15 protein-coding genes are annotated in these 19,996 nt (G+C 47.9%); 5 read left to right on the top strand and 10 right to left on the bottom strand.

Going from position 1 to position 19,996, the window contains the following annotated elements; genetic code table 11:
- Positions 1–61: 61 nt before the first annotated feature.
- The 3 genes from dnaX to OCV37_RS05225 all read right to left on the bottom strand — a co-directional run bounded on the left by dnaX (position 62) and on the right by OCV37_RS05225 (position 4,140).
- Positions 62–2,176, bottom strand: coding sequence for a DNA polymerase III subunit gamma/tau (gene dnaX, locus OCV37_RS05235; RefSeq protein WP_038181793.1), 2,115 nt, complete (start codon positions 2,174–2,176; stop codon positions 62–64).
- Between the two features lie 66 nt (positions 2,177–2,242).
- Positions 2,243–2,788: an adenine phosphoribosyltransferase gene (gene apt / locus OCV37_RS05230; protein ID WP_038182676.1), complete on the bottom strand. Its 546-nt coding sequence runs from the start codon at positions 2,786–2,788 to the stop codon at positions 2,243–2,245.
- A 245-nt stretch (positions 2,789–3,033) separates the two neighbouring features.
- Positions 3,034–4,140: a response regulator gene (locus OCV37_RS05225; RefSeq protein WP_038181796.1), complete on the bottom strand. Its 1,107-nt coding sequence runs from the start codon at positions 4,138–4,140 to the stop codon at positions 3,034–3,036.
- A 387-nt stretch (positions 4,141–4,527) separates the two neighbouring features.
- Between OCV37_RS05225 and OCV37_RS05220 the strand changes: the two genes are divergently transcribed.
- A complete protein-coding gene (locus tag OCV37_RS05220; protein WP_038181797.1) occupies positions 4,528–5,403 on the top strand; it encodes a LysR family transcriptional regulator in 876 nt (291 codons plus the stop codon).
- A 137-nt stretch (positions 5,404–5,540) separates the two neighbouring features.
- Here the strand turns inward: OCV37_RS05220 and OCV37_RS05215 are convergent, their stop codons facing one another.
- The 3 genes from OCV37_RS05215 to fadI all read right to left on the bottom strand — a co-directional run bounded on the left by OCV37_RS05215 (position 5,541) and on the right by fadI (position 9,714).
- Complete coding sequence (locus OCV37_RS05215) at positions 5,541–6,089, bottom strand: NAD(P)H nitroreductase (protein WP_038181802.1); 549 nt, start codon at positions 6,087–6,089, stop codon at positions 5,541–5,543.
- Between the two features lie 114 nt (positions 6,090–6,203).
- Complete coding sequence (gene fadJ, locus OCV37_RS05210; protein ID WP_084717471.1) at positions 6,204–8,411, bottom strand: fatty acid oxidation complex subunit alpha FadJ; 2,208 nt, start codon at positions 8,409–8,411, stop codon at positions 6,204–6,206.
- A complete protein-coding gene (fadI, locus tag OCV37_RS05205; protein ID WP_038181805.1) occupies positions 8,404–9,714 on the bottom strand; it encodes an acetyl-CoA C-acyltransferase FadI in 1,311 nt (436 codons plus the stop codon). The genes fadJ and fadI overlap by 8 nt, the downstream gene beginning before the upstream one ends.
- Positions 9,715–9,864: 150 nt before the next feature.
- On the opposite strand from fadI, the gene OCV37_RS05200 reads away from it, so the two are divergent.
- Together OCV37_RS05200 and OCV37_RS05195 are read left to right on the top strand one after the other, a co-directional pair.
- Positions 9,865–10,026 (top strand): hypothetical protein, encoded by a 162-nt coding sequence (locus OCV37_RS05200; protein ID WP_157634988.1) that lies wholly within the window; start codon positions 9,865–9,867, stop codon positions 10,024–10,026.
- Positions 10,027–10,554: 528 nt separating this feature from the next.
- The gene (locus OCV37_RS05195) at positions 10,555–11,814 is read left to right on the top strand and encodes an outer membrane protein transport protein (RefSeq protein WP_038181809.1); all 1,260 of its coding nucleotides are present in this window, start codon (positions 10,555–10,557) and stop codon (positions 11,812–11,814) included.
- Between the two features lie 70 nt (positions 11,815–11,884).
- Here OCV37_RS05195 and OCV37_RS05190 read toward each other — a convergent pair whose 3' ends face one another.
- Positions 11,885–12,346, bottom strand: coding sequence for a low molecular weight protein-tyrosine-phosphatase (locus tag OCV37_RS05190; protein WP_245609129.1), 462 nt, complete (start codon positions 12,344–12,346; stop codon positions 11,885–11,887).
- A gap of 254 nt (positions 12,347–12,600) precedes the next feature.
- Between OCV37_RS05190 and cobO the strand changes: the two genes are divergently transcribed.
- The gene (gene cobO / locus OCV37_RS05185; RefSeq protein WP_038181811.1) at positions 12,601–13,206 is read left to right on the top strand and encodes a cob(I)yrinic acid a,c-diamide adenosyltransferase; all 606 of its coding nucleotides are present in this window, start codon (positions 12,601–12,603) and stop codon (positions 13,204–13,206) included.
- A gap of 98 nt (positions 13,207–13,304) precedes the next feature.
- Here the strand turns inward: cobO and OCV37_RS05180 are convergent, their stop codons facing one another.
- The 3 genes from OCV37_RS05180 to apbC all read right to left on the bottom strand — a co-directional run bounded on the left by OCV37_RS05180 (position 13,305) and on the right by apbC (position 17,617).
- The gene (locus OCV37_RS05180; RefSeq protein ID WP_038181814.1) at positions 13,305–15,440 is read right to left on the bottom strand and encodes an AsmA family protein; all 2,136 of its coding nucleotides are present in this window, start codon (positions 15,438–15,440) and stop codon (positions 13,305–13,307) included.
- A 298-nt stretch (positions 15,441–15,738) separates the two neighbouring features.
- A complete protein-coding gene (udk, locus tag OCV37_RS05175) occupies positions 15,739–16,380 on the bottom strand; it encodes a uridine kinase (protein ID WP_038181816.1) in 642 nt (213 codons plus the stop codon).
- 166 nt (positions 16,381–16,546) lie between these two features.
- On the bottom strand, positions 16,547–17,617 hold the full coding sequence (gene apbC / locus OCV37_RS05170) for an iron-sulfur cluster carrier protein ApbC (protein ID WP_038181819.1): 1,071 nt from the start codon (positions 17,615–17,617) through the stop codon (positions 16,547–16,549).
- Between the two features lie 280 nt (positions 17,618–17,897).
- Here apbC and metG point away from each other — a divergent pair, with 280 nt between their 5' ends.
- Positions 17,898–19,943 carry a methionine--tRNA ligase gene (gene metG / locus OCV37_RS05165; RefSeq protein WP_038181822.1) on the top strand — a complete coding sequence of 682 codons (2,046 nt, stop codon included), beginning with the start codon at positions 17,898–17,900 and terminating at the stop codon, positions 19,941–19,943.
- Positions 19,944–19,996 lie beyond the last annotated feature (53 nt).

Here is a 19,996-nt window from a genome sequence, read left to right as displayed (position 1 = left end):
ACGTTTTATACCCGATTTTGACGCTCATTTTTACGTCAACACAGAAGCAAAGTGAACCGAATTAAACCGGGCGAACACTCTCTTGATCTAACTGTGCCTGAAAACGTTGTTGAATGAATTGAACATTGGGATCATCGTGTAAACTGACGAACGCCTGTTCTAATTTTGCCTGATAACGCAGCTCGCGACCTTCCAAAGGCGTTACACCATCATCGCCAATCCGAATCTCTAAGGCACAAGTCATGCCCAGCACATATTCTAACGCTTCTTTCAAAATAGCTTGCGCTTTGTCAGTATTCAAATGCGCTTGATGCTCACGCAATGACAAATGCACTGTATTGCCTTCCAATTGATAGGATGCATTCAAAGCCAGCTGCTCGATCAGTTTCGGTAAATTCAATTGTGGAATAATAGCCGCCCACTCATCCTCCTGAATGACTTCCTCGGTCAGCCGAGCAGTCATTTCCGGCGTTTTTTCGTGGGCGAGTGCCTGTTTCAGTGCTGCCGGCGTGACAGTTTTATCCACCGGTTGTTCCGGCACATCCATGGTAGGCCGCCATTGATAAGGCTCATCTGTATCAACGCTGTCCTCAGCATCTAACAGAGAATCCACGGCCGACGGCATCAGCAGATCATCATTACGCTTTTGCATGAGTCGATCAAAGACCGAATCTGATTGCGTGGATGCCGTTTCAGACTTTTTTGTCGAAGGCCCTTTTGTAGACGGCCCTGAAGATTGGACAGATTGCCGTTGAGAACGAAGCTGATGTCTCAGACCCACACGCGGCGCAGCGGGCGCATCGTGATGTACAGGCTGATCCGCAGATGTGTCACTCGCCACTGCCGTAGATGAATCGGTGTCAGCATGCGGCTGAGCAACATCATGGGCCACCGAATGTGGTGCAACCGGGTTCGTGGTCGCCGACTCAGGCTGAGACGTCGGCGCTACAGCTGGTGGTACAGCGGCAGTTTCAACGGCTGGCGGCGTCGGACGATTGGGCGTCGGGGCGGTGTTTTGCACCGATACCGCAACATCGGTCTGCGTCTCAGCACGGGAAACGTCGGTACTGATGCCATGTACAGGAGAAACTGCCACCGGCCGGAAGGCCAGCATGCGCAGAAGGATCATCTCCAGCCCAATCCGCGGTGTCGGTGAAAGTGGTAAATCTTCCCGCCCTTTCAATGCAATTTGATAAAACAGCTGGACATCTTCTGCACTCAGTTCCTGCGCCAGTTGTTTAATTTTCTCGGCGTCCGGCTGCAACGGATCAAGCGTCGATGGCAACATCTGATACATCGCCACACGGTGAATTTGCGTTGCAAGCGACTGCAACAATGCATCCCATGCAATTCCGTTGGCGGCAATCTGTTCAACATAAGCCATCACTGTCTGAGGTTGCTTATGACTTAATGCTTGTAAAAGATGGAGCGCTTGATCGGTATCAATGGTGCCCAGCATGTGAGACACCAAATTAGCCTGAATCGAACCATCTCCCAGTGCAATGGCCTGATCCGTCAGACTCAGCGCATCCCGCATACTGCCATCGGCTGCATGAGCAATCATACCCAACGCACGCGCCTCAGCGGTCACTTGCTCTTGATTGAGAATCAATGCGAGCTGCTGCTCGATATGATCAATACCGATGGGTTTTAAGTGAAACTGTAAACAGCGGGACAGAATCGTCACCGGTAATTTCTGAGGATCCGTCGTTGCCAGTAAGAATTTGACGTACTCTGGCGGTTCTTCCAGTGTTTTCAACAGTGCATTGAAACTGTGACGGGACAACATATGGACTTCATCGATGAGATAGACCTTAAACCGTCCCCGCGCTGGCTTATACTGCACATTATCCAGCAGCTCACGCGTGTCTTCGACTTTCGTGCGCGATGCAGCATCAATTTCCAGCAGGTCGACAAACCGGCCCTGTTCAATTTCCTGACAAGCGGCACACTGTCCGCAAGGGTGAGCGGTTATACCGGTTTCGCAGTTCAGTCCTTTGGCAAATAACCGTCCGATTGTGGTTTTCCCTACCCCCCTTGTACCGCTAAAAAGGTAGGCATGATGCAGTCGGTTCTGTGCCAATGCATTTTCCAAAGCAGTCAATACATGTGCCTGCCCGACAACTTCAGAAAACTGCGTTGGTCGCCACTTTCTTGCTAATGCTAGATAACTCATCGATTATTCCGTTTACACTTTCTGTTCATCATTCAGACCTGTGCTGATCGTGAATGACCGTCACCCTTAGTGACCTTCGAAATCACAGATACTGAAAACCTCTAAGCCTAACGCAGCCAAGCGCTGATCCCCGCCCAATTCCGGCAAGTTAATCACAAAACCCGCATGCTCGGCCTGACCACCTAACTGTCGAATCAGTTTGGTGGTCGCTTCAATCGTGCCACCGGTAGCCAGCAAATCATCAATGATCAACACCTGATCATTATCCTGAATTGCGTCGGCATGAATCTCAAGCGTATCGACACCGTACTCCAGTTCATAAGACTCAGCCAGTGTCTTTCTCGGGAGTTTTCCCGGTTTACGGACGGGCACAAATCCGATCCCCAGCTCAATCGCTAACGGTGCACCAAAAAGAAACCCTCGCGCTTCCGTTCCGACGACTTTGGTAAATCCCATATCTTTATATCGTTCGACCAGCAGTTGGATCGTTGCCCGATATGCTTGTGCATCTTCCATCAGGCTGGTGACATCACGAAACAAAATACCTGGTTTCGGATAATCTGGGATACTCTTAATGCTGGATTTAATCAGTGAAATTGTGTCTGTAGTCATCATCTATGTCTATTTGTCTGGATACCCGCTTCAAACTGGCTTGTTGATTGAAGTTCGCGCGGTTTCAGTAAAAAACAAGCATACCACCTCAAAATGGGTGGTGCCTAAAAAACAAACGCCCACTCGAAGGGTGGGCACACTTCCCGCTCATGCTAGTGATTTTCTTCGAACTTCGCAACAGGGTCTTCAACCGGAATGCAGCGAAAAGTGCATCATGCAATGATGAGAAACAACATTAATGTTGTTTATGATTCGGTTTTTTGGCTGATATTCAGTGAGAATGAACTCACTCCAAGACGGCTGACTGAGATCTCCGAACTCTCGCGCAATGGTAAATTCTGTGTGATGAAGTTTTTCCGGCAGTTGTCGCCCAAAGAAACACCACCGGCAATATGCTGACTATTTTGGCCGTTATTCCAGAAGCAATCCATGCCCGCTGGCAAAACCGATAAGGTTCCATCACTGAGATCTGCAATCCCAATCATGGCTGAAATCGAACAGGCGCACTCAGTACAGTTGATACCCTTCTCTAAAATATCAGCGAGATCTTTCAAATCTGCGCCCATCGATTTCAGGCCTCGCAGATAATCATGGAATAAAGCACGGATCAATAACGTCGTCGCAATGCCATCACACGACTGAGACCCTGAATCGACAATATAGAACGCATATTGACCATTCATGAGCCAGGCATGATCGAATACTAAAGGCATGGTTTCGGCAGACTGAAGTAAACGATAACTACATCGCCATATACCTTGACTGGTATCGTTTTCCGGCAATAATGCATTGAGCAGTTCTCGGGCCGCACTCAAATTCTGCTGTAAATACTCCAGATGCCAATATAATTCTTGTTCTTCCGGAATATCCCCACCATCTTCGACTTGAAACCACTGACTGGAAAAATCACGTTGATCTGAAACATGACTATGTGTGTCACTCAAGGCGTTGGCAATCGCTTGCCCTAAATGAGAATAATCATTGATCGGTTTAGAAAGGAAATCTTTAATACCATGCTTCAACGCACGGGCAACATCGGACATATCATCCGTTGCGGAGATGACAATTAAGGGTAAACAGGGATAAGCCAGACTCACTTCTTCAACAAATTCCAAGCCATCCAAAACCGGCATCGAAATATCACAGATCACCAGATCAGGACGTTGCTCTCTCAACTGCCTTAACCCGACCAAACCGTCTTCAGCTTCATGAACGGTACATCCTTGAGACTGGAGATAGCCGCTGGCAATCCGCCGGAACACAGGGTCGTCATCAACAATGAGGATCGCTTTATTACTTAACGGTGTTTGCCCAGAACATGTCTCTGAGTCAGGAAATTCGGGTTTAAACATACTAACCGCCTCACAAACGCAAAATGTGGAGAAAGTGAGTTCAAAAGCTTCGCTCGGTCAAACACCTCATCACGAATTTATTATTGAGAATTATAATAGCTTTTACTAAAAGTAGCCTCTTCGGGCTATTAGTACAAACGTTTCACTTTCGTTTTGCATCTTATACTATACATTAAAACACCGGTTCAAATAGTTATGCACCACAACAATATTATTTTTAAACGCAAAAATGAGCTTCAAATTCTATGTTTCACTGTCATTCTTACGGATATACACTATGTTTGGAAAATGAGTTTTCGATAAACATGTTGATATGCCTCAAACTTTGACAATTCAGTTCCGTGTATATAGGTGAAACCCGTTAATTAACCGTTATGTCAGGAAACTATGAAACTAGACGATTTAAACCTATTCCGCTTGGTAGTCGAGAATGGGAGTTACACAGCGACATCACGGAGAACCCTGATACCGGTGGCAACCATCACCCGACGTATTCAGGCACTTGAAGATTCGCTGAATTTAAGACTACTCAATCGCCATGCCCGCAAATTATCGCTGACTGAAGCGGGTGAACGTTTCTTCAAAGAGTGTTCTCCTCTTTTACAACGCTTATCAATGGCCGCTGAAGAGATCAGTGACGAATGCCGGGGCGCATCAGGTAAGATAAGAATATCGGCCCCCTCAAACCTGACGAAACGAATGATGATGCCGATGTTTACGGCGTTCATGCAAAACTACCCAGAGATCAATCTTGAGCTCACGATGAGTAATCATGCTGACCAGCTTGATCCCACCGAATGGGATGTGATTTTTCGGGTCGGCCCGCAACGTGATTCTTCGCTCATTGCCCGCAAGATCAATGAAGTCAAAGATATTCTGGTTGCCAGTCCGGCCTATCTGGCGAAGCATCCTGCACCACATCACGCAGAAGAACTCTCTCACCATTCACTGCTGAAAGGCAATCCGCTGTTGAAATGGCAACTCACGAATACCAAAGGCGAGCATGTCACGAATAATGATCGGGGGCGGTTTCAGGCGAACACACTGGATGTCGTCCGTATGGCCTGTTCTGAAGGGTTAGGCATTACGCTGATGCCGGATGTGATGATCAAAGAATATCTTGAGCTCGGTGAATTGGTTCAGATTCTGGAAGACTGGAGCGCTAACTCCCGGGATATCTACATGCTTTATAATCACAAAGATCATCTGCCTGAGAAAGTCAGACTCTTTATTGATTTCATCATGTCATACCATATAGATTAGCAACGACATCTGGTCAGTACAGAAATCGGTGAATCACCCCGACATACAACTCTCAGGATGATTCACGCTCGTCAAGACGTTTGGTCAATCAATGATATATAGCTGCGGACTGAACTTATCTTGCAAGTATTCAACTCTTACAAGTATTCCACAAAATGGGACAAATTTCGTTCAGGAACTTTCATTGGTGCAATCAACGGCGTGCCCAAATAAAGAAAGCCGACAATCTCATCATCGCCTTCCAGACCAAAAGCCTGACGAACCAGTGAATGAAACATCCATTTACCGGAACGCCACACCCCTTGAAATCCCTGAGCCTGCGCGGCCATCTGCATCGCCTGAACAGCACATCCGGCCGATAGGTGCTGCTCGAGTGCCGGGACTTTCTCATGAGGTGTGACTTTAGCGATCACAGTAATCACCATCGGGGCCCGGAATGGCGCATGTTTAACTTTATCAAGCTGCGCTTCATCGCCATTATCGGCAAGCACTGCTTGCACTAAAATATCCGACAATTTCTTTAATCCGTGCTCTTGGGCAATCACAAAGCGCCAAGGCGTTAAACCGCCATGATCCGGTGCCCGAAGCCCCGCACGGATAATATTCTCCAGAACTTTCCCTTCTGGCGCCGGTGCGCCTAATTTTGCAACGGAACGGCGATTCAGTAGTAACTCTAGTGCATCCATTTTTCGTCCTTTTGGCCGACAGTTTGACAGTCCGAATTAGCATACACTAGCTTTATCGAGTCTCCAATGATTCTCCGGCCAAGCCGCATTTTCACCCGAATCGCGTCTCATTGATCAGTCAAGCGGTGATGTTTGATCGGGACGTCCCTCTGAATCACTGTCATTTGAATCACTGCTATTTGAATCCATGTCTTCTGAATAAAATGACTGCTGATTCTCCAAGCGTGCCATTAACGCCGGACACGGTTGGCAGAGATCGCCAGACAGGCGCTGCATCTGCTCAACAATCTGCTTGAGTCCGACCTGATCCATATACCGGAAAGGCCCGCCTAAAAACGGAGGGAAACCGATCCCGAATATGGCACCAATATCCCCGTCACGAGCCTGACGAATCACCCCTTGGTCAAGACACATCACCGCTTCATTCAAAAGTGGTAAGACACAACGCAATGCAATATCGTGATGACTCAGTGACACTTGTTCCCGGATTTTTAGCTGACGGTAGATTGAACGGTCCGGCTGTTTTTTCTTGCCTTTGTAGCGATAGAATCCCAATCCGGACTTCCGCCCTTTCCTGCGGCCATCACTGATGAGCTGTTGCAATGCTGACGGGATGAGGAAGCGCTCACCAAGCGCCTGAACAAGTATCGGTGAGATCTTAAAGGCGACATCAAACCCAACTTCATCCAGTAACGTCATCGGACCGACCGGAAAGCCGAAATCGACCAACGCCTGATCAATTTTCTCAATCGGCTCACCATCAAGCAAACATTGTACGGCACCATTAATATAGAGGGCGAGAATACGATTGACATAAAATCCGGCACTGTCCTGAACAATAATCGGGGTTTTCCCTTGTTGGTAAGCTAAGCGGACAACCGTTGCAACGGTTTCAGGCGAAGTCCCCTGATGAGGAATCACTTCAACCAACGGCATTTTTTCGACCGGACTGAAATAGTGTAAACCGACGATATTTTCCGGCCGGGCAGCGTGAGCCGCAATGTCATGAATCGGCAGAGACGAGGTATTGGACGCAAAAATCGTGTGCTCCCCGGTATGTGATTCGATCGAAGCCACCATTTCTTGTTTCAGTTTTAAATCTTCAAACACCGCTTCAATCACCACATCGGTTTCACCGAAGCCGGAAAAATCGATGCCACCGGACACCATCGCCATTGCTGCCCGCACATCGGCTTCAGAGATATATTTCCGCTGACATTTTTTATTCAAACGCTGATAAATATACTGAAATGCATGCAGCACGCCCTGATGACTGACATCCTTGATTCTGAGTCTTTTGTTCGCTTTCTCGACCGTGACATAGCCGATACCGGCCCCCATCAATCCGCCGCCTAAGACCGAAACATGTTGAACTGCTTTGCCCCGGTCATCCGTTTTCATTTCCCGTTTGAGCGCCGTTGTAGCGAGGAAAATAGAGCGTAATGCCTGAGATTCGCGGGTCATCGCCAGACGACCGAACGCCTGAGACTCTTTGCTCAACCCGATACTGATACCGTCATCGAGCCCTTGTTGAATCACATCCAAAATAGCATCGATCGCTGGATAATGATGCTTCGCCTTAGCCTGTGCTTTCTTACGCGCTTGTTCGATCACCCAGTGACGAACTGTTTTTAACGCCAGCACACTGCTCGTCAGTCGCTTTTTCCAGCTCGAACGACGCTTAAAGTCCGTTGGTTTTTCGATGATCATTCGCGCCGCATTCAAGAGTCCGTCTTTCGCCACACAAGCGTTAACCAGACCCAGTTTCAATGCTTTTTTACTCCGGACTTTTTTACCCGTCAGAATCAGATCCAGTGCTGGCATTAATCCGATCAAACGCGGCAGCCGTTGTGTACCGCCTGAGCCGGGTAATAGTCCTAACTGGACTTCTGGTAACCCCAAAACTGTCGCAGGGTCATCACTACAGACCCGGTAATCACACGCTAATGCCAGCTCAAGCCCGCCACCCAGACACGTGCCATGGATTGCAGCAACCACCGGAAAGGGTAATGCTTCAATTTTGTGAAAAATATCCTGTCCCATTTTTGCCAGACTGGCAGCATCCTCAGCTGATTGACACTGCCCGAACATGGTGATGTCTGCACCGGCAATAAAATTATCCGGTTTACGGGAATAAATCACCAAACCTTTCACTCGTTGCTTCGCCTGTGATAACTCAGTAAGAATCGCGTCAATCTCATCACTAAATGATGCCTTCAGCGTATTCATGCTTTCCGCTGGCACATCCAGCGCCAGCCAGGCAAAATCGTCTTCAATCGTCAGATGAAAACTGCCCTGCTCAGAATGATGCAACTCAGTCATGATCAACCTCCAGTACCAACGCAGACCCTAAACCACCTGCAGCACATGCCGTCACCAAACCAAAACCACCATGTCTACGCTTCAGCTCATGCAGTAATTGTGTCACCAGTCTGGCACCTGTTGCCGCAAATGGATGACCATACGCAATCGAGCCGCCAGAAACATTAAACCGGGTCATATCGACTTCTCCGAGAGGATGACTACGGCCAATCTGCTTGGCAAAACCGGGGCTGGCAAACATTTTCAGATTTGCCAGCACCTGAGATGCAAACGCCTCATGCATTTCGACCAATGATATATCCGCTAATGTCAATCCTGCCCGTTCTAAGGCAAGCGGTGTCGCATATGCCGGCCCCATCAGCATATCCTGTTTGACCGGGATGGCTTGATAAGCATAAGACCGTAAGAAGCCTAAAATTGGCAGACCTAATTCTTTCGCACGCTGCTCACGCATAATCAACAGCGCTGCAGCACCATCGGTTAAAGGGGTGCTGTTGGCTGCAGTCACCGTGCCGAACCGGCGATCAAATGCTGGTCGTAATTTGCGGTATGCATCCCGGGCGGTATCCGCCCGCAAGTTATTATCCCGCTCCAGCACCGTCTGATAAGGCTTCGGATATGCAGTCATCACTTCAGCACTCAATTGGCCGGATTCCCAGGCTGCGGCAGCTTTCTGATGCGACTGAAAAGCCAGTTCATCCTGATCCTCCCGGCTGATCTGATAGGTCTTCGCCATTTGCTCAGCCGTATCGCCCATCGACAACCCCGTAGAATATTCAGCAATCGCAGGAGGAACCGGTAATAAATCACGGAATTTCACGCGCTTAAAAGCCTGCATTTTTTTCGTCAGGGTTTTCGCTTTCGAACTGGCCAGCAATGCAGACGCCAATGTTTTAGACACTCCGATTGGCAGGACAGACGAGGAATCCGCACCACCGACAATGGCAATATCCGTGTGGCCACACAGAATGCTTTCTGATGCAGCAGTCAATGCTTGTAAGCTGGTCGCACAGGCGCGTGTTACGCTGTAAGCATCGGTATGAACATCCAGCCCGGCATTCAGCACAATCTCCCGGGCAATATTGGGCGCTTCCGGCATTTGGATGACTTGCCCGAAGACCACTTGATCGATGAGCTGCTTATCAATCCCCGTGCGTTGTAGTAACTCATTCACCACCATGGTGCCTAACTCAATCGCGGTGACCTGACGGAACTCGGTCCACTGACGGGCAAAAGGGGTGCGAATACCGCTCACTATCGCGACCCTCTCCCCTGCGTGTGTCCGGCATAATTTTGTCGCCATATGATGTCCTTCTAGAGTAGAGGTCTGACCTGTTGAGATTGTAGCTAAATTGTTAACGGATGCCAAACTGCTACTTTATTTTCTTTTGTAAAAAGAGCGACTAAGCACATTTTAAACAGGGTTTGCTGCTGAAGTGAAATTGGGGGATGCATGACATCACGCATAAAAGCAGCTCAACGAATAGAAAAAGGAATGAATGGCGCTCAAGCAGAAGCAGATATAGCAACCAAAAAAAAACCACACAAAACTTGTGTGGTTGGAATGTATAAAGCAATTAACTTACGCCAATTGAAAAATCAGTTTCCTGATTAGGAGAAAGTAAAGTCAGCCTTCAAAAGGAAGTGTCATCTTGCTCAACATGTTAACCTGACGGCTAACCAGATGACATGAGTTACTATAATGACTTTCTATGATTAATTTTTGAAATAGATCAATTTTGTTTTGATTTACAGAAAAATAGCCCAAGTTCTTTCCGAAGCACGCAAAAACCCCAGAAAATGTATGAAAGTTTACCACATATTCAAATGACTCAAGGTCTTGGTTCGGTATGATATATCTATCAGTATAACCTTATCATTCGACACTAGAAATATGACAAATTGATGATTCAATTCCTTGAATTTGATAGAGCATATACTCTAAAAAATGACATTTTTGCCCAAAATCATGCTATATAGCTACCAGATCAGTAATTTTACATCATGAATTTAAACTGGTCGGATTTCTATGCCCTACACTAGTCACTAGTATCAGCCGCCAACTAAGTAAATACTCTAATAATAATAGGGATATTTACTGGACAAGGTCCATTTAGAGACCGTTAAAAAAGGAAATTTATCTATGAACAACACGCGCCTGTTTCAGAAAACCCTGATCGCAGTGGCAATCTCAGTGACCGCTCAGCAGTCCTTTGCCGCAGGTTTCCAACTCAATGCACAGTCAGCTACCGGACTTGGTCGTGCCTTTGCCGGTGATGCCGTGATTGCAGACAATGCTTCTGTCATCGCGAAAAACCCGGCAGCCATGGCTCTGTTTGATGACGTTTCCCTTTCACTTGGTGTTGAAAGTATCACCACGCTGATTGATGTGGACGATGCAACCTATACCAATAAGCTCGCCAAAACACAAACGAGTGCCAACGCCTCAAATGCAGGCGACACATCACTCGTCCCGAATATCTACCTTATTGTTCCGGTCAATGAAAAATTTGCCTGGGGACTCAACGCCTATTCTAACTTCGGGACCAAAACTGAATTTGATAACGGCTATGCCGGCTATGAATTCGGTGGTAAAACCGACGTGAAAAGTTTCAACTTCGGTGTCGTCGGCTCTTACCGAATCAATCAACAATGGAGTCTTGGTGCCGGTTTGGATCTGATCTACGGGCAAGGGAAATTCAAACGCCCGTTAAGCCCTCAGGCACAAGCTGTGGTGAAAGCACGAAAATTGAGCACAGGTGTCGGCACTGACCTTGATGCGGACGGCTGGGCTGTCGGCTATAACTTGGGTGCAGTATACGAATATAATGAGGACAACCGTTTCGGTGTCGATTATCACTACAGCCCCGACATCAAGGCGGATGGCGATGTTGAATCGGCAACTTACGCCAAAGCCAGTGGCAGTATCTCAGATACAGTCGTGATGCCATTGCCTGATTTTGCTGAATTCTCCGGTTATCATCGTCTGAATAACGATTACGCAGTTCACTATAGTATTCAGTGGATTAAATGGTCTGAATTCGATGTGCTTGCAGCCGATACCAGTGGCACAATTAACCAATATCAGTGGAAAGATGGCTGGCATTATTCACTGGGGGGAACTTACTTCCTGAATCAGACTTGGACGCTACGTGCAGGTTATATGTACGACACCAGCGCTCAAGACAATGTCCGCTCGATCTCTGTACCTGACTCAGATCGTCAGTGGCTTTCTGCTGGTTTCACTTATCATCTGGACGAAAAATCGAACATCGATTTTGGCTTCACCTACTTAATCGGTGAAGATGTGTCCGTTACTGAAGATAAAACATTTGGTAAGATCACCGGAACCACGCACGCAGATGCGGTGCTGCTCGGGCTTCAATACAGCCGAAGCTTCTAAGGCCGACGGCCCGGATATGAGCTCCAACGTAAAAATCCGCCTACGGGCGGATTTTTTAGTCAAGGACGACTCATAATTTTTTTAACACTGCTTCGGCTGACTCTTCCAATAAATCTAACACACGTTCAAAACCATCAGCTCCCCCGTAATAAGGGTCTGGAATTTCGGCTTCGGCTGACTGACCATGACTGAGAAACAACGACAATTTATGCTGATACTCGGCCGGACATCTGGCCTGTAAATCAGCGAGATTGTCACGGTCGGCTGCGAGAATCAGGTCAAAATGTGCAAAGTCACGACTTGTCACAGGCCGGGCGGCCATCCCGGCAAAACTGTAGCCGCGTTTTTCACCGGCCATTCTGGCCCGTCTATCCGGAGGATTCCCCTGATGATAGGCAATGGTACCGGCAGAATCGACTTCGACATCGATCCCCATTTGCGCCGCTTTTGCTTTGAGCACCGCTTCTCCGGTCGGAGAACGACAAATGTTCCCCATACAGACCACCAGAATCGAGGGTTGACGTTGACTCATAGACTGTCCTTATTCTGTATTGCTTGTGATGATTGAATCGTATTTGGGCTGAATGGTACTTTTATTGAATGGTCCTGTTATTGAATAGTATTGCCATCCAGTCCACAGGATTTAAATTAACAGGTTTTAAACCCATTCCCAAATTTGCGAGTGATTCATCGGTTCGCACTGACCATACTGAACCTATGGTTTTTGCAACCGCATCATTACGCTATGATACCGTCATTGCGCCCATGAAATAGGAATCTGACACCATGTCAAATGAAGATAACCCATCTGATCGTTATCAGGCTCGCCAACAAAGAATCAAAGAAAAAGTGGATGCGAAAATTGCATCAGCTACCGAAGAACGCGGGATTGTGATCGTCATTACCGGTAATGGCAAAGGCAAATCAACCTCAGGGTTCGGCACGGTTGCCAGAGCCGTCGGACATGGGCTGAAGTGCGGCGTTGCGCAGTTTATTAAAGGCACATGGGATAACGGAGAACGCAACCTACTGGAAAAACTGGGGGTGACATTCCATGTGATGGCCACCGGGTTTACGTGGGAGACGCAGAATAAAGCTACCGATACCGCTGCTGCACAGGCCGTGTGGCAGAAGTGCCAGCAGATGTTACAAGATGAGACGCTCAACGTCGTCCTGTTCGATGAACTCACATATATGGTCAGTTATGGCTACGTGGCATTGGAAGAGGTTCTCACTGCGCTGCAACAACGTCCGCCGATGCAAACCGTTATTATCACGGGCCGTGGTGCCCATCGGGAACTGCTTGACTTGGCGGATACCGTTTCAGAAGTTAAAAATGTCAAACATGCTTTTCAGGCTGGCGTGAAAGCGCAACAAGGGATCGACTGGTAAATCACCGAACATCCCCTTCAAGAACAACGCAAGAGGGACAGGCTTTCACCTGTCCCTCTTTTCAATCATCCAACGGTCATCATCGTGCCGGACCTATACTAGAAAAGCCCCTTGAGCAGCTTGTTCAGTGCTTTCTTCGTCCGTTCATCTTTGATCTTGTCATCCAGTTTGTCCAAACCTCTATCAAGTTCTTTCTGGACTTTCTGTTTCGCAACATCATCGAATACCAGCTTATATTTAGGCTGTGTCCAGTTTCCCTTCACCTGGATTGGAATCGTGACATCTTTCAGCTCATTGATATCTTTGCCGCCCTGTCCTTTCAACGTTCCGACAATCGAAGCCCGCACGACCACATCCACAGTTTGTGCTATATAATTCACATCGCCCTTGGTATGGACACGTAATAGCGGTGACTGCAAGGAACTCTCTTTAATCGTTGCCACACCTTGATTTAAGTGCAATGTCGCACTGGCAGCACTAAAGTCGGTTTTCTGCACCCCTTCGGTGTCATCCAACGGTTTTCCTTTTAATTTTGCATAGCCCTGGCGGATCATCTGGGCAATATTGATACCGTTGATCGCCCCATCCTGCAACTGAACGTTCACCGTCCCGCCGATGTTCTCTTTAAGACGTTTTTCACTCAACCCTTGCCCGCGCAGGTCTAGTTCGACAGATCCTTTCCCTTCGAGGCGATCATTATCAGCCAGCGCTTTGAGCACAGGTTGAATCTGAATCCCTTGCAGGGATTGCTGCATCTGATAAGTCGCCGGTGTCACGCTGGCGTTGAGCACCCCTTTACCTTGCAAATGACCTTGATATAAATCGGCTTGTAGCTCAGACAGTGTCAGAACACCACGCCGTAGACTGACTTTGATCCCTAAGTTATTGAGCATTAGTTTCTGTGCTTTCAGCCCGGCAATATTTAATGTGCCATCGAGATCAAATCCTTTCAGCGCGGTCAGATCGGGCTCTTGAGCCGATGCACTTGGTGCTGACGAGGTTGAGTTATCAGCCATGACTGGCGCTTGAGCTGCCGTTGCCGCAGGGGTTGAATTGGCAGCGTCTGGGGCCGGTGGTAAAAATGGGCTAAGGTCAATCTGATCGCCTTTCAGCCGGAAACGAATCGCAGGCCGGGCCCCCAAATGAAGCGATGTTTTACCTTGTAGCGCAACATCGGCCACTTTGAATGTTAAATCGTTGAGGTCCAACTGACTGGCGGGAAGGTTCATCTCAACATTCCCCTGTAAAGTAACCGGTAGCGGACTTATCGGCAGTTGTGCTCCGGTCAACTTCAATTGAGTATCCAACCCGCTGACCCGGATATGCTGATATTGTTCATCCAGATTCAATGTACCTTTCCCGGTGAAATCAACCTCATTCTCGGCAAGTTTACCGGCAACAGCCACCTCAAACGGCGCATCCTGACCGATGTCGAACTTCGGCAAAGAGAGTGTCAGAGAACGCACATCGTTAGTTTTATCCTGATAACTGCCCTTCACAGTAATCTGGCGTAGCGCATAGTGGCGATAATCATCGGATAAGCGAAATTCTCCTTCTCCCGCAACCGAGAAATGTTGCACCGCCCGTTTCCCCTGAATCGACCAAGAAAACGTTGTCCACTGATTCGGCGCAAAAGCACTGATGGTCAGATTCACATCATTCAGCGTCAGTTGATTTTCAGGCTGGGCCTCATTGAGCACAGAGACGCGAGCCGCACGAATATCCACACCAGCAACACGAACTTGCCATGATTGCTTTGCCGGAGCAGCATCAGTCTGCGCCTGTGTATCGGCGGTGGTGTCAACCGTCTGTGCAGCATCTGATGGCTGGTTGGCTGGTTGTTGACTCAATAAGCTATCTAAATTGGTGGTGCCGTCGCGCAATGTTTCAATCTGAATATCAGCGCCATCCAGATTGATACTCCCGATATCCAGTTCTTTATCCAGTAACGGCATGACTGCCACATCAATGGAAAGGTGTGACACATGCAGTAAGTTTTGTCGCTGAAAGCCTGCCGGATTCTTGAGAGATACATCATCGATCTGAAAACCAATCGCAGGAAAAAACTGCCAGCTGATATCACCGCCAATCACAACATCCATCCCCGTTGCTTTTTTTGTTTGCTCGACAATCAGCGGTTTGAACTGATTCGGATCAACGACCGTAACTAATGTGATGATGCCGGCAGCAATCACAGCAACAATTATCACAATCACAAGGAGTAATTTTTTCATTGGCGATTTTCCTGATCACTAAGTGAGAACTAAGACCATTGAGGACAAAGAATGTTTCTTAAAATAGGGATTTTATAATCAAATGACAACTATATGCACTTTGTGTCTCCCCGATCAACGTCAGCTTCATGTCAGAAAGTGACAATCCACTATGACGTATCACAATGAACTGTTTTACATCGGTGAGGGACATAATATAGCGGGGGAAAACGGCACACGATCCGGTGCCATTTATGATCCGATAAGGGATGAACCAATAAGGGACTATCCAATAGGGAAGTCCGTCGTAATTCTGGACTTAGGATTTAAGTAACTTAGCGATGTGTGCTTTCAACACGTCAATCGCAATTCGGTTTTTACCACCACGCGGGACAATGATGTCAGCGTATTGTTTCGAGGGCTCGATAAACTGTAAAAACATCGGTCTGACGGTTTCCTGATACTGTTTCAAGACCGAATCCAACGTTCTTCCACGCTCTTCCACATCGCGTTTTACACGCCGCAGCAGACAAATGTCTAAGGGGGTATCCATAAAAATAGTGGCGTGCATTAATTGTCTCAGACGTGGCTCGGTCAGCAACAGAATGCCTTCCAGAATAATCACCTTTTTAGGGTTCATATGATGGGTATTTTCGGTCCGGGTATGCTCAGTATAACTATATTCAGGCACATCAACGGACTCCCCCCGAACTAGCTGTTGCAAATGCTCACAGAGTAAATCATGGTCCAGCGCACTAGGATGGTCGTAGTTGGTTTTGACCCGTTGCTCCATACTCAGATGACTTTGATCCTTGTAGTAGCGATCCTCGGTAATCACCCCAATCTGGTGATCGCCGACTTTGGCTCGCAATTCACGATAGATGGTACTCGCGATAAGACTTTTCCCTGAAGCAGAAGCGCCAGCAATTCCTATAATGACGCATTGATTGTGATCAGACATGATTGTTCACTCGATACATTTGACAAAGAAACCAGATAAGCCGGCGTGATTATAGAGACAAGCTTTACCGGATACCAGATTGACAGGGGCAAAAAAGTATAATTTATCTTGTCTTTCATCAAAGTAGCATCCATCCCGGACAATCCTTGTCTGATCGATACAAAACTTATTTTATATGCGTGAAGGGGATCGCATCAGGAACCACTTGACCACGCCAATACAAATGGCTGGCAACCCGTTCAGCCATGGCCAGATAAAGCCGGGCATGCTCACTTTCTGGCCGGGCAACCATCGTCGGACATCCTGTATCAATATCCTCACGAACTTGGCGATGCAACGGGATTTGTGCCAATAGACTCAATCCATATTCCTGCGCCATTTTTTCAGCACCGCCGGTCCCGAACAGGTCTTCACGGTGGCCACACTGACTACAGATGTGATAACTCATGTTTTCCACCAGCCCGATCACCGGGACATTGACCTTTTCAAACATCGCAACACCTTTACGGGCATCCGCAAGCGCGAGATCTTGCGGCGTGGTCACCACCACGGCACCCGTCAGTGGCATCTGTTGGGACAAGGTCAGTTGAATGTCTCCGGTGCCCGGCGGCATGTCCACGACCAAATAATCCAGCGATGGCCATTCGGTCTCATTGAGCAACTGCTGGAACGCTTTAGAAGCCATCGGGCCACGCCAGACCGCCGCATCATCCTGACTCATCAGATAACCGATCGAATGCGAGTAAAGGCCGTGTGCCTGCACCGGTTGCATCCAGCGCTCATCCCGAACCGCCAGTTCAGCATGAACTGTCCCCAGCATCATCGGAACTGATGGTCCATAAATATCCGCATCCAGAATCCCCACGCGGGCATGGGAGGCCGCCAGCCCCAAAGCCAGATTCACCGCCGTGGTTGATTTACCGACCCCGCCTTTTCCGGAGGTCACTGCGATCATATTTTTGACCCCTTTCACGGGAGAAGCGACCTGAGTTTGCAAGGTTTTCGGCACCACATGTACCTCAATGTCACCTGCAACCGGTCGATCAGCTTGGGCTGTCATCCATTGTCGTAGCTCGTCTGCCAGGGTATTGGCCGCAAAAGGTAATTCAATATGATAGCGATCATCTTCATGGGTATAAACCAGTCCCGGTTGAGATGCCCAGTCGGCGCGTAGACAAGGGTGAGAAAATTGATTCAACCAGATACAAAGTGATTGGGGAGGTGTAAGCTGCCGCATAGATTACCTTCTTTACCGGATATGATTTCAATCGACGCGCTCACCAGTGATGACCCGTTCATCAGGCAGCGCCAAAAGCCTATGCTAACACCACAATAAAGCAGACAGAACCCCTGCAAGATAAAGGAATAACGCCTTGGCGTTATTCCTGTCATCAGGTAGTATTAGCAGTCACAAATTTTGATACACCACTCCGGCAACCTCAAAATCACATACCAAGCTTTCATCCGACGATATTTTGAGGCCATCCGAGTATAACAGACAGAGCGAAAGATAAGTTATGGCAACTGAACCAAGAAAAATTCTGGTAACTTGTGCCCTGCCGTATGCAAACGGTTCTATCCACTTGGGTCATATGCTGGAGCATATTCAAGCGGATATTTGGGTACGCTACCAACGCCTGCGCGGCAATGTCATCCACTTTATCTGTGCAGATGACGCACACGGTACACCGATCATGCTGAAAGCACAGCAGATGGGGATCACACCAGAAGAAATGATTGCTTCAGTCAGCCAAGAGCACCAGAAAGATTTTGCCGGTTTTGATATTAGCTTTGATAACTATCACAGCACGCACAGCGAAGAAAACCGTGAATTATCTTCGCTGATTTACCAACAACTCAAAGCCAACGGATTTATTTCAAGCCGGACGATTTCACAACTGTTCGATCCGGAGAAAGAAATGTTTTTGCCGGATCGTTTCGTGAAAGGCACCTGCCCGAAATGTCATTCCGAAGACCAATACGGCGACAACTGCGATGCTTGTGGCGAAACCTATAGCCCAACCGATCTGATCAATCCTAAATCTGCTGTGTCCGGCGCGACACCGGTAATGAAAGATTCAGAGCATTTCTTCTTTGATTTGCCCCAGTTTGAAGACATGTTGAAAGCATGGACCCGTTCCGGTTCTTTACAAACCGAAATGGCAAACAAAATGCAAGAATGGTTTGAGTCCGGCTTGCAACAGTGGGACATCTCACGCGATGCGCCTTATTTCGGATTCGAAATTCCGGGCGAAACCGGTAAGTATTTTTACGTCTGGCTCGATGCGCCGATCGGTTACATGGGTTCATTTAAGAATTTGTGTGATCGCCGTGATGATCTGGATTTCGACGAATACTGGCACCAAGACAGTCAGGCCGAGCTTTATCACTTTATCGGTAAAGACATTGTTTACTTCCACAGCCTGTTCTGGCCAGCGATGCTCGACGGCGCAGGTTTCCGCAAACCGAACAACGTCTATGTCCACGGTTATGTCACCGTCAATGGTGCCAAGATGTCTAAGTCTAAAGGAACATTCATCAAAGCCAGCACCTATCTGGATCACTTGGATCCAGAATGCCTGCGTTACTATTATGCAGCCAAACTCAATAGCCGGATTGATGACCTTGACTTGAATCTGGAAGATTTCACCCAACGCGTGAATTCAGATATCGTCAATAAAATCGTGAACCTTGCATCACGCAACGCCGGCTTTATCAACAAACGCTTTGCAGGCCGATTAGCCACAACGTGTGTTGAACCAGCGCTATATCAGACTTTTATTGATGCGGCTGAACAGATCGGCGCACTCTACGAAAGCCGGGAATATGGCCGGGCGATCCGCGAAATCACGGCACTGGCAGATAAAGCCAACCAATATGTAGATGAAAAAGCACCGTGGGTCATTGCCAAACAAGAAGGCAAAGAACAGGAACTGCAAGAAATCTGCTCCATGGGACTGAACCTGTTCCGTGTACTGATGACTTACCTTAAACCCGTCATGCCAGCGTTGGCAGCCCGAAGTGAAGCCTTTCTCAATCAAGAACTGAGCTGGGATACCATTCAGCAACCGTTGGTTGATCATGAGATTGCCACCTTCAAAGCTCTCTTCAGCCGAATCGACCCAAAACAGATTGAAGCAATGATCGAGGATTCGAAAGAAGCCGTTGAAGCCGAGAGAGCGATTATTCAGTCGGCCTCTCAGGAAGAGACGGAACTGAGCAAAGAGCCCATCGCCCCGGAAATCGAATTTGATGATTTTGCCAAAGTGGATTTACGCATTGCGAAAATCCTGTCTTGTGAAGCGGTGCCTAAAGCCGATAAGCTGCTTAAATTCCAGCTAGATATTGGTGGTGAAGTCCGTCAGGTCTTTTCCGGTATCAAAGCTGCCTACCAACCCGAAGAGCTGGTTGGGAAATATACAGTCATGGTTGCCAACCTGAAACCACGAAAAATGAAGTTTGGCATGTCTGAAGGCATGATTCTCGCGGCCGGACCGGGGGGGAAAGAGCTTTGGATCCTTGAACCGCATGAAGGTGCCCAGCCGGGTATGCGTGTCATGTAAATCTATATCATGATCAATTGGTTAGAGGCCTTAGCGAATATCGTTAAGGCCTC

It is taken from the genome of Vibrio rhizosphaerae, from assembly GCF_024347095.1.
GTDB lineage: Bacteria > Pseudomonadota > Gammaproteobacteria > Enterobacterales > Vibrionaceae > Vibrio > Vibrio rhizosphaerae.
The sequence above is the reverse complement of the archived record's forward strand: the minus strand, read 5'-3'. Positions and strand labels throughout refer to the sequence as shown.

What these genes read in the sequence shown, in the direction of transcription:
- dnaX (WP_038181793.1), bottom strand. Translation starts at nt 2,176, where the DNA reads ATGAGTTATCTAGCATTAGCAAGAAAGTGGCGACCAACGCAGTTTTCT.
- apt (WP_038182676.1), bottom strand. Translation starts at nt 2,788, where the DNA reads ATGACTACAGACACAATTTCACTGATTAAATCCAGCATTAAGAGTATC.
- OCV37_RS05225 (WP_038181796.1), bottom strand. Translation starts at nt 4,140, where the DNA reads ATGTTTAAACCCGAATTTCCTGACTCAGAGACATGTTCTGGGCAAACA.
- OCV37_RS05220 (WP_038181797.1), top strand. Translation starts at nt 4,528, where the DNA reads ATGAAACTAGACGATTTAAACCTATTCCGCTTGGTAGTCGAGAATGGG.
- OCV37_RS05215 (WP_038181802.1), bottom strand. Translation starts at nt 6,089, where the DNA reads ATGGATGCACTAGAGTTACTACTGAATCGCCGTTCCGTTGCAAAATTA.
- fadJ (WP_084717471.1), bottom strand. Translation starts at nt 8,411, where the DNA reads ATGACTGAGTTGCATCATTCTGAGCAGGGCAGTTTTCATCTGACGATT.
- fadI (WP_038181805.1), bottom strand. Translation starts at nt 9,714, where the DNA reads ATGGCGACAAAATTATGCCGGACACACGCAGGGGAGAGGGTCGCGATA.
- OCV37_RS05200 (WP_157634988.1), top strand. Translation starts at nt 9,865, where the DNA reads ATGACATCACGCATAAAAGCAGCTCAACGAATAGAAAAAGGAATGAAT.
- OCV37_RS05195 (WP_038181809.1), top strand. Translation starts at nt 10,555, where the DNA reads ATGAACAACACGCGCCTGTTTCAGAAAACCCTGATCGCAGTGGCAATC.
- OCV37_RS05190 (WP_245609129.1), bottom strand. Translation starts at nt 12,346, where the DNA reads ATGAGTCAACGTCAACCCTCGATTCTGGTGGTCTGTATGGGGAACATT.
- cobO (WP_038181811.1), top strand. Translation starts at nt 12,601, where the DNA reads ATGTCAAATGAAGATAACCCATCTGATCGTTATCAGGCTCGCCAACAA.
- OCV37_RS05180 (WP_038181814.1), bottom strand. Translation starts at nt 15,440, where the DNA reads ATGAAAAAATTACTCCTTGTGATTGTGATAATTGTTGCTGTGATTGCT.
- udk (WP_038181816.1), bottom strand. Translation starts at nt 16,380, where the DNA reads ATGTCTGATCACAATCAATGCGTCATTATAGGAATTGCTGGCGCTTCT.
- apbC (WP_038181819.1), bottom strand. Translation starts at nt 17,617, where the DNA reads ATGCGGCAGCTTACACCTCCCCAATCACTTTGTATCTGGTTGAATCAA.
- metG (WP_038181822.1), top strand. Translation starts at nt 17,898, where the DNA reads ATGGCAACTGAACCAAGAAAAATTCTGGTAACTTGTGCCCTGCCGTAT.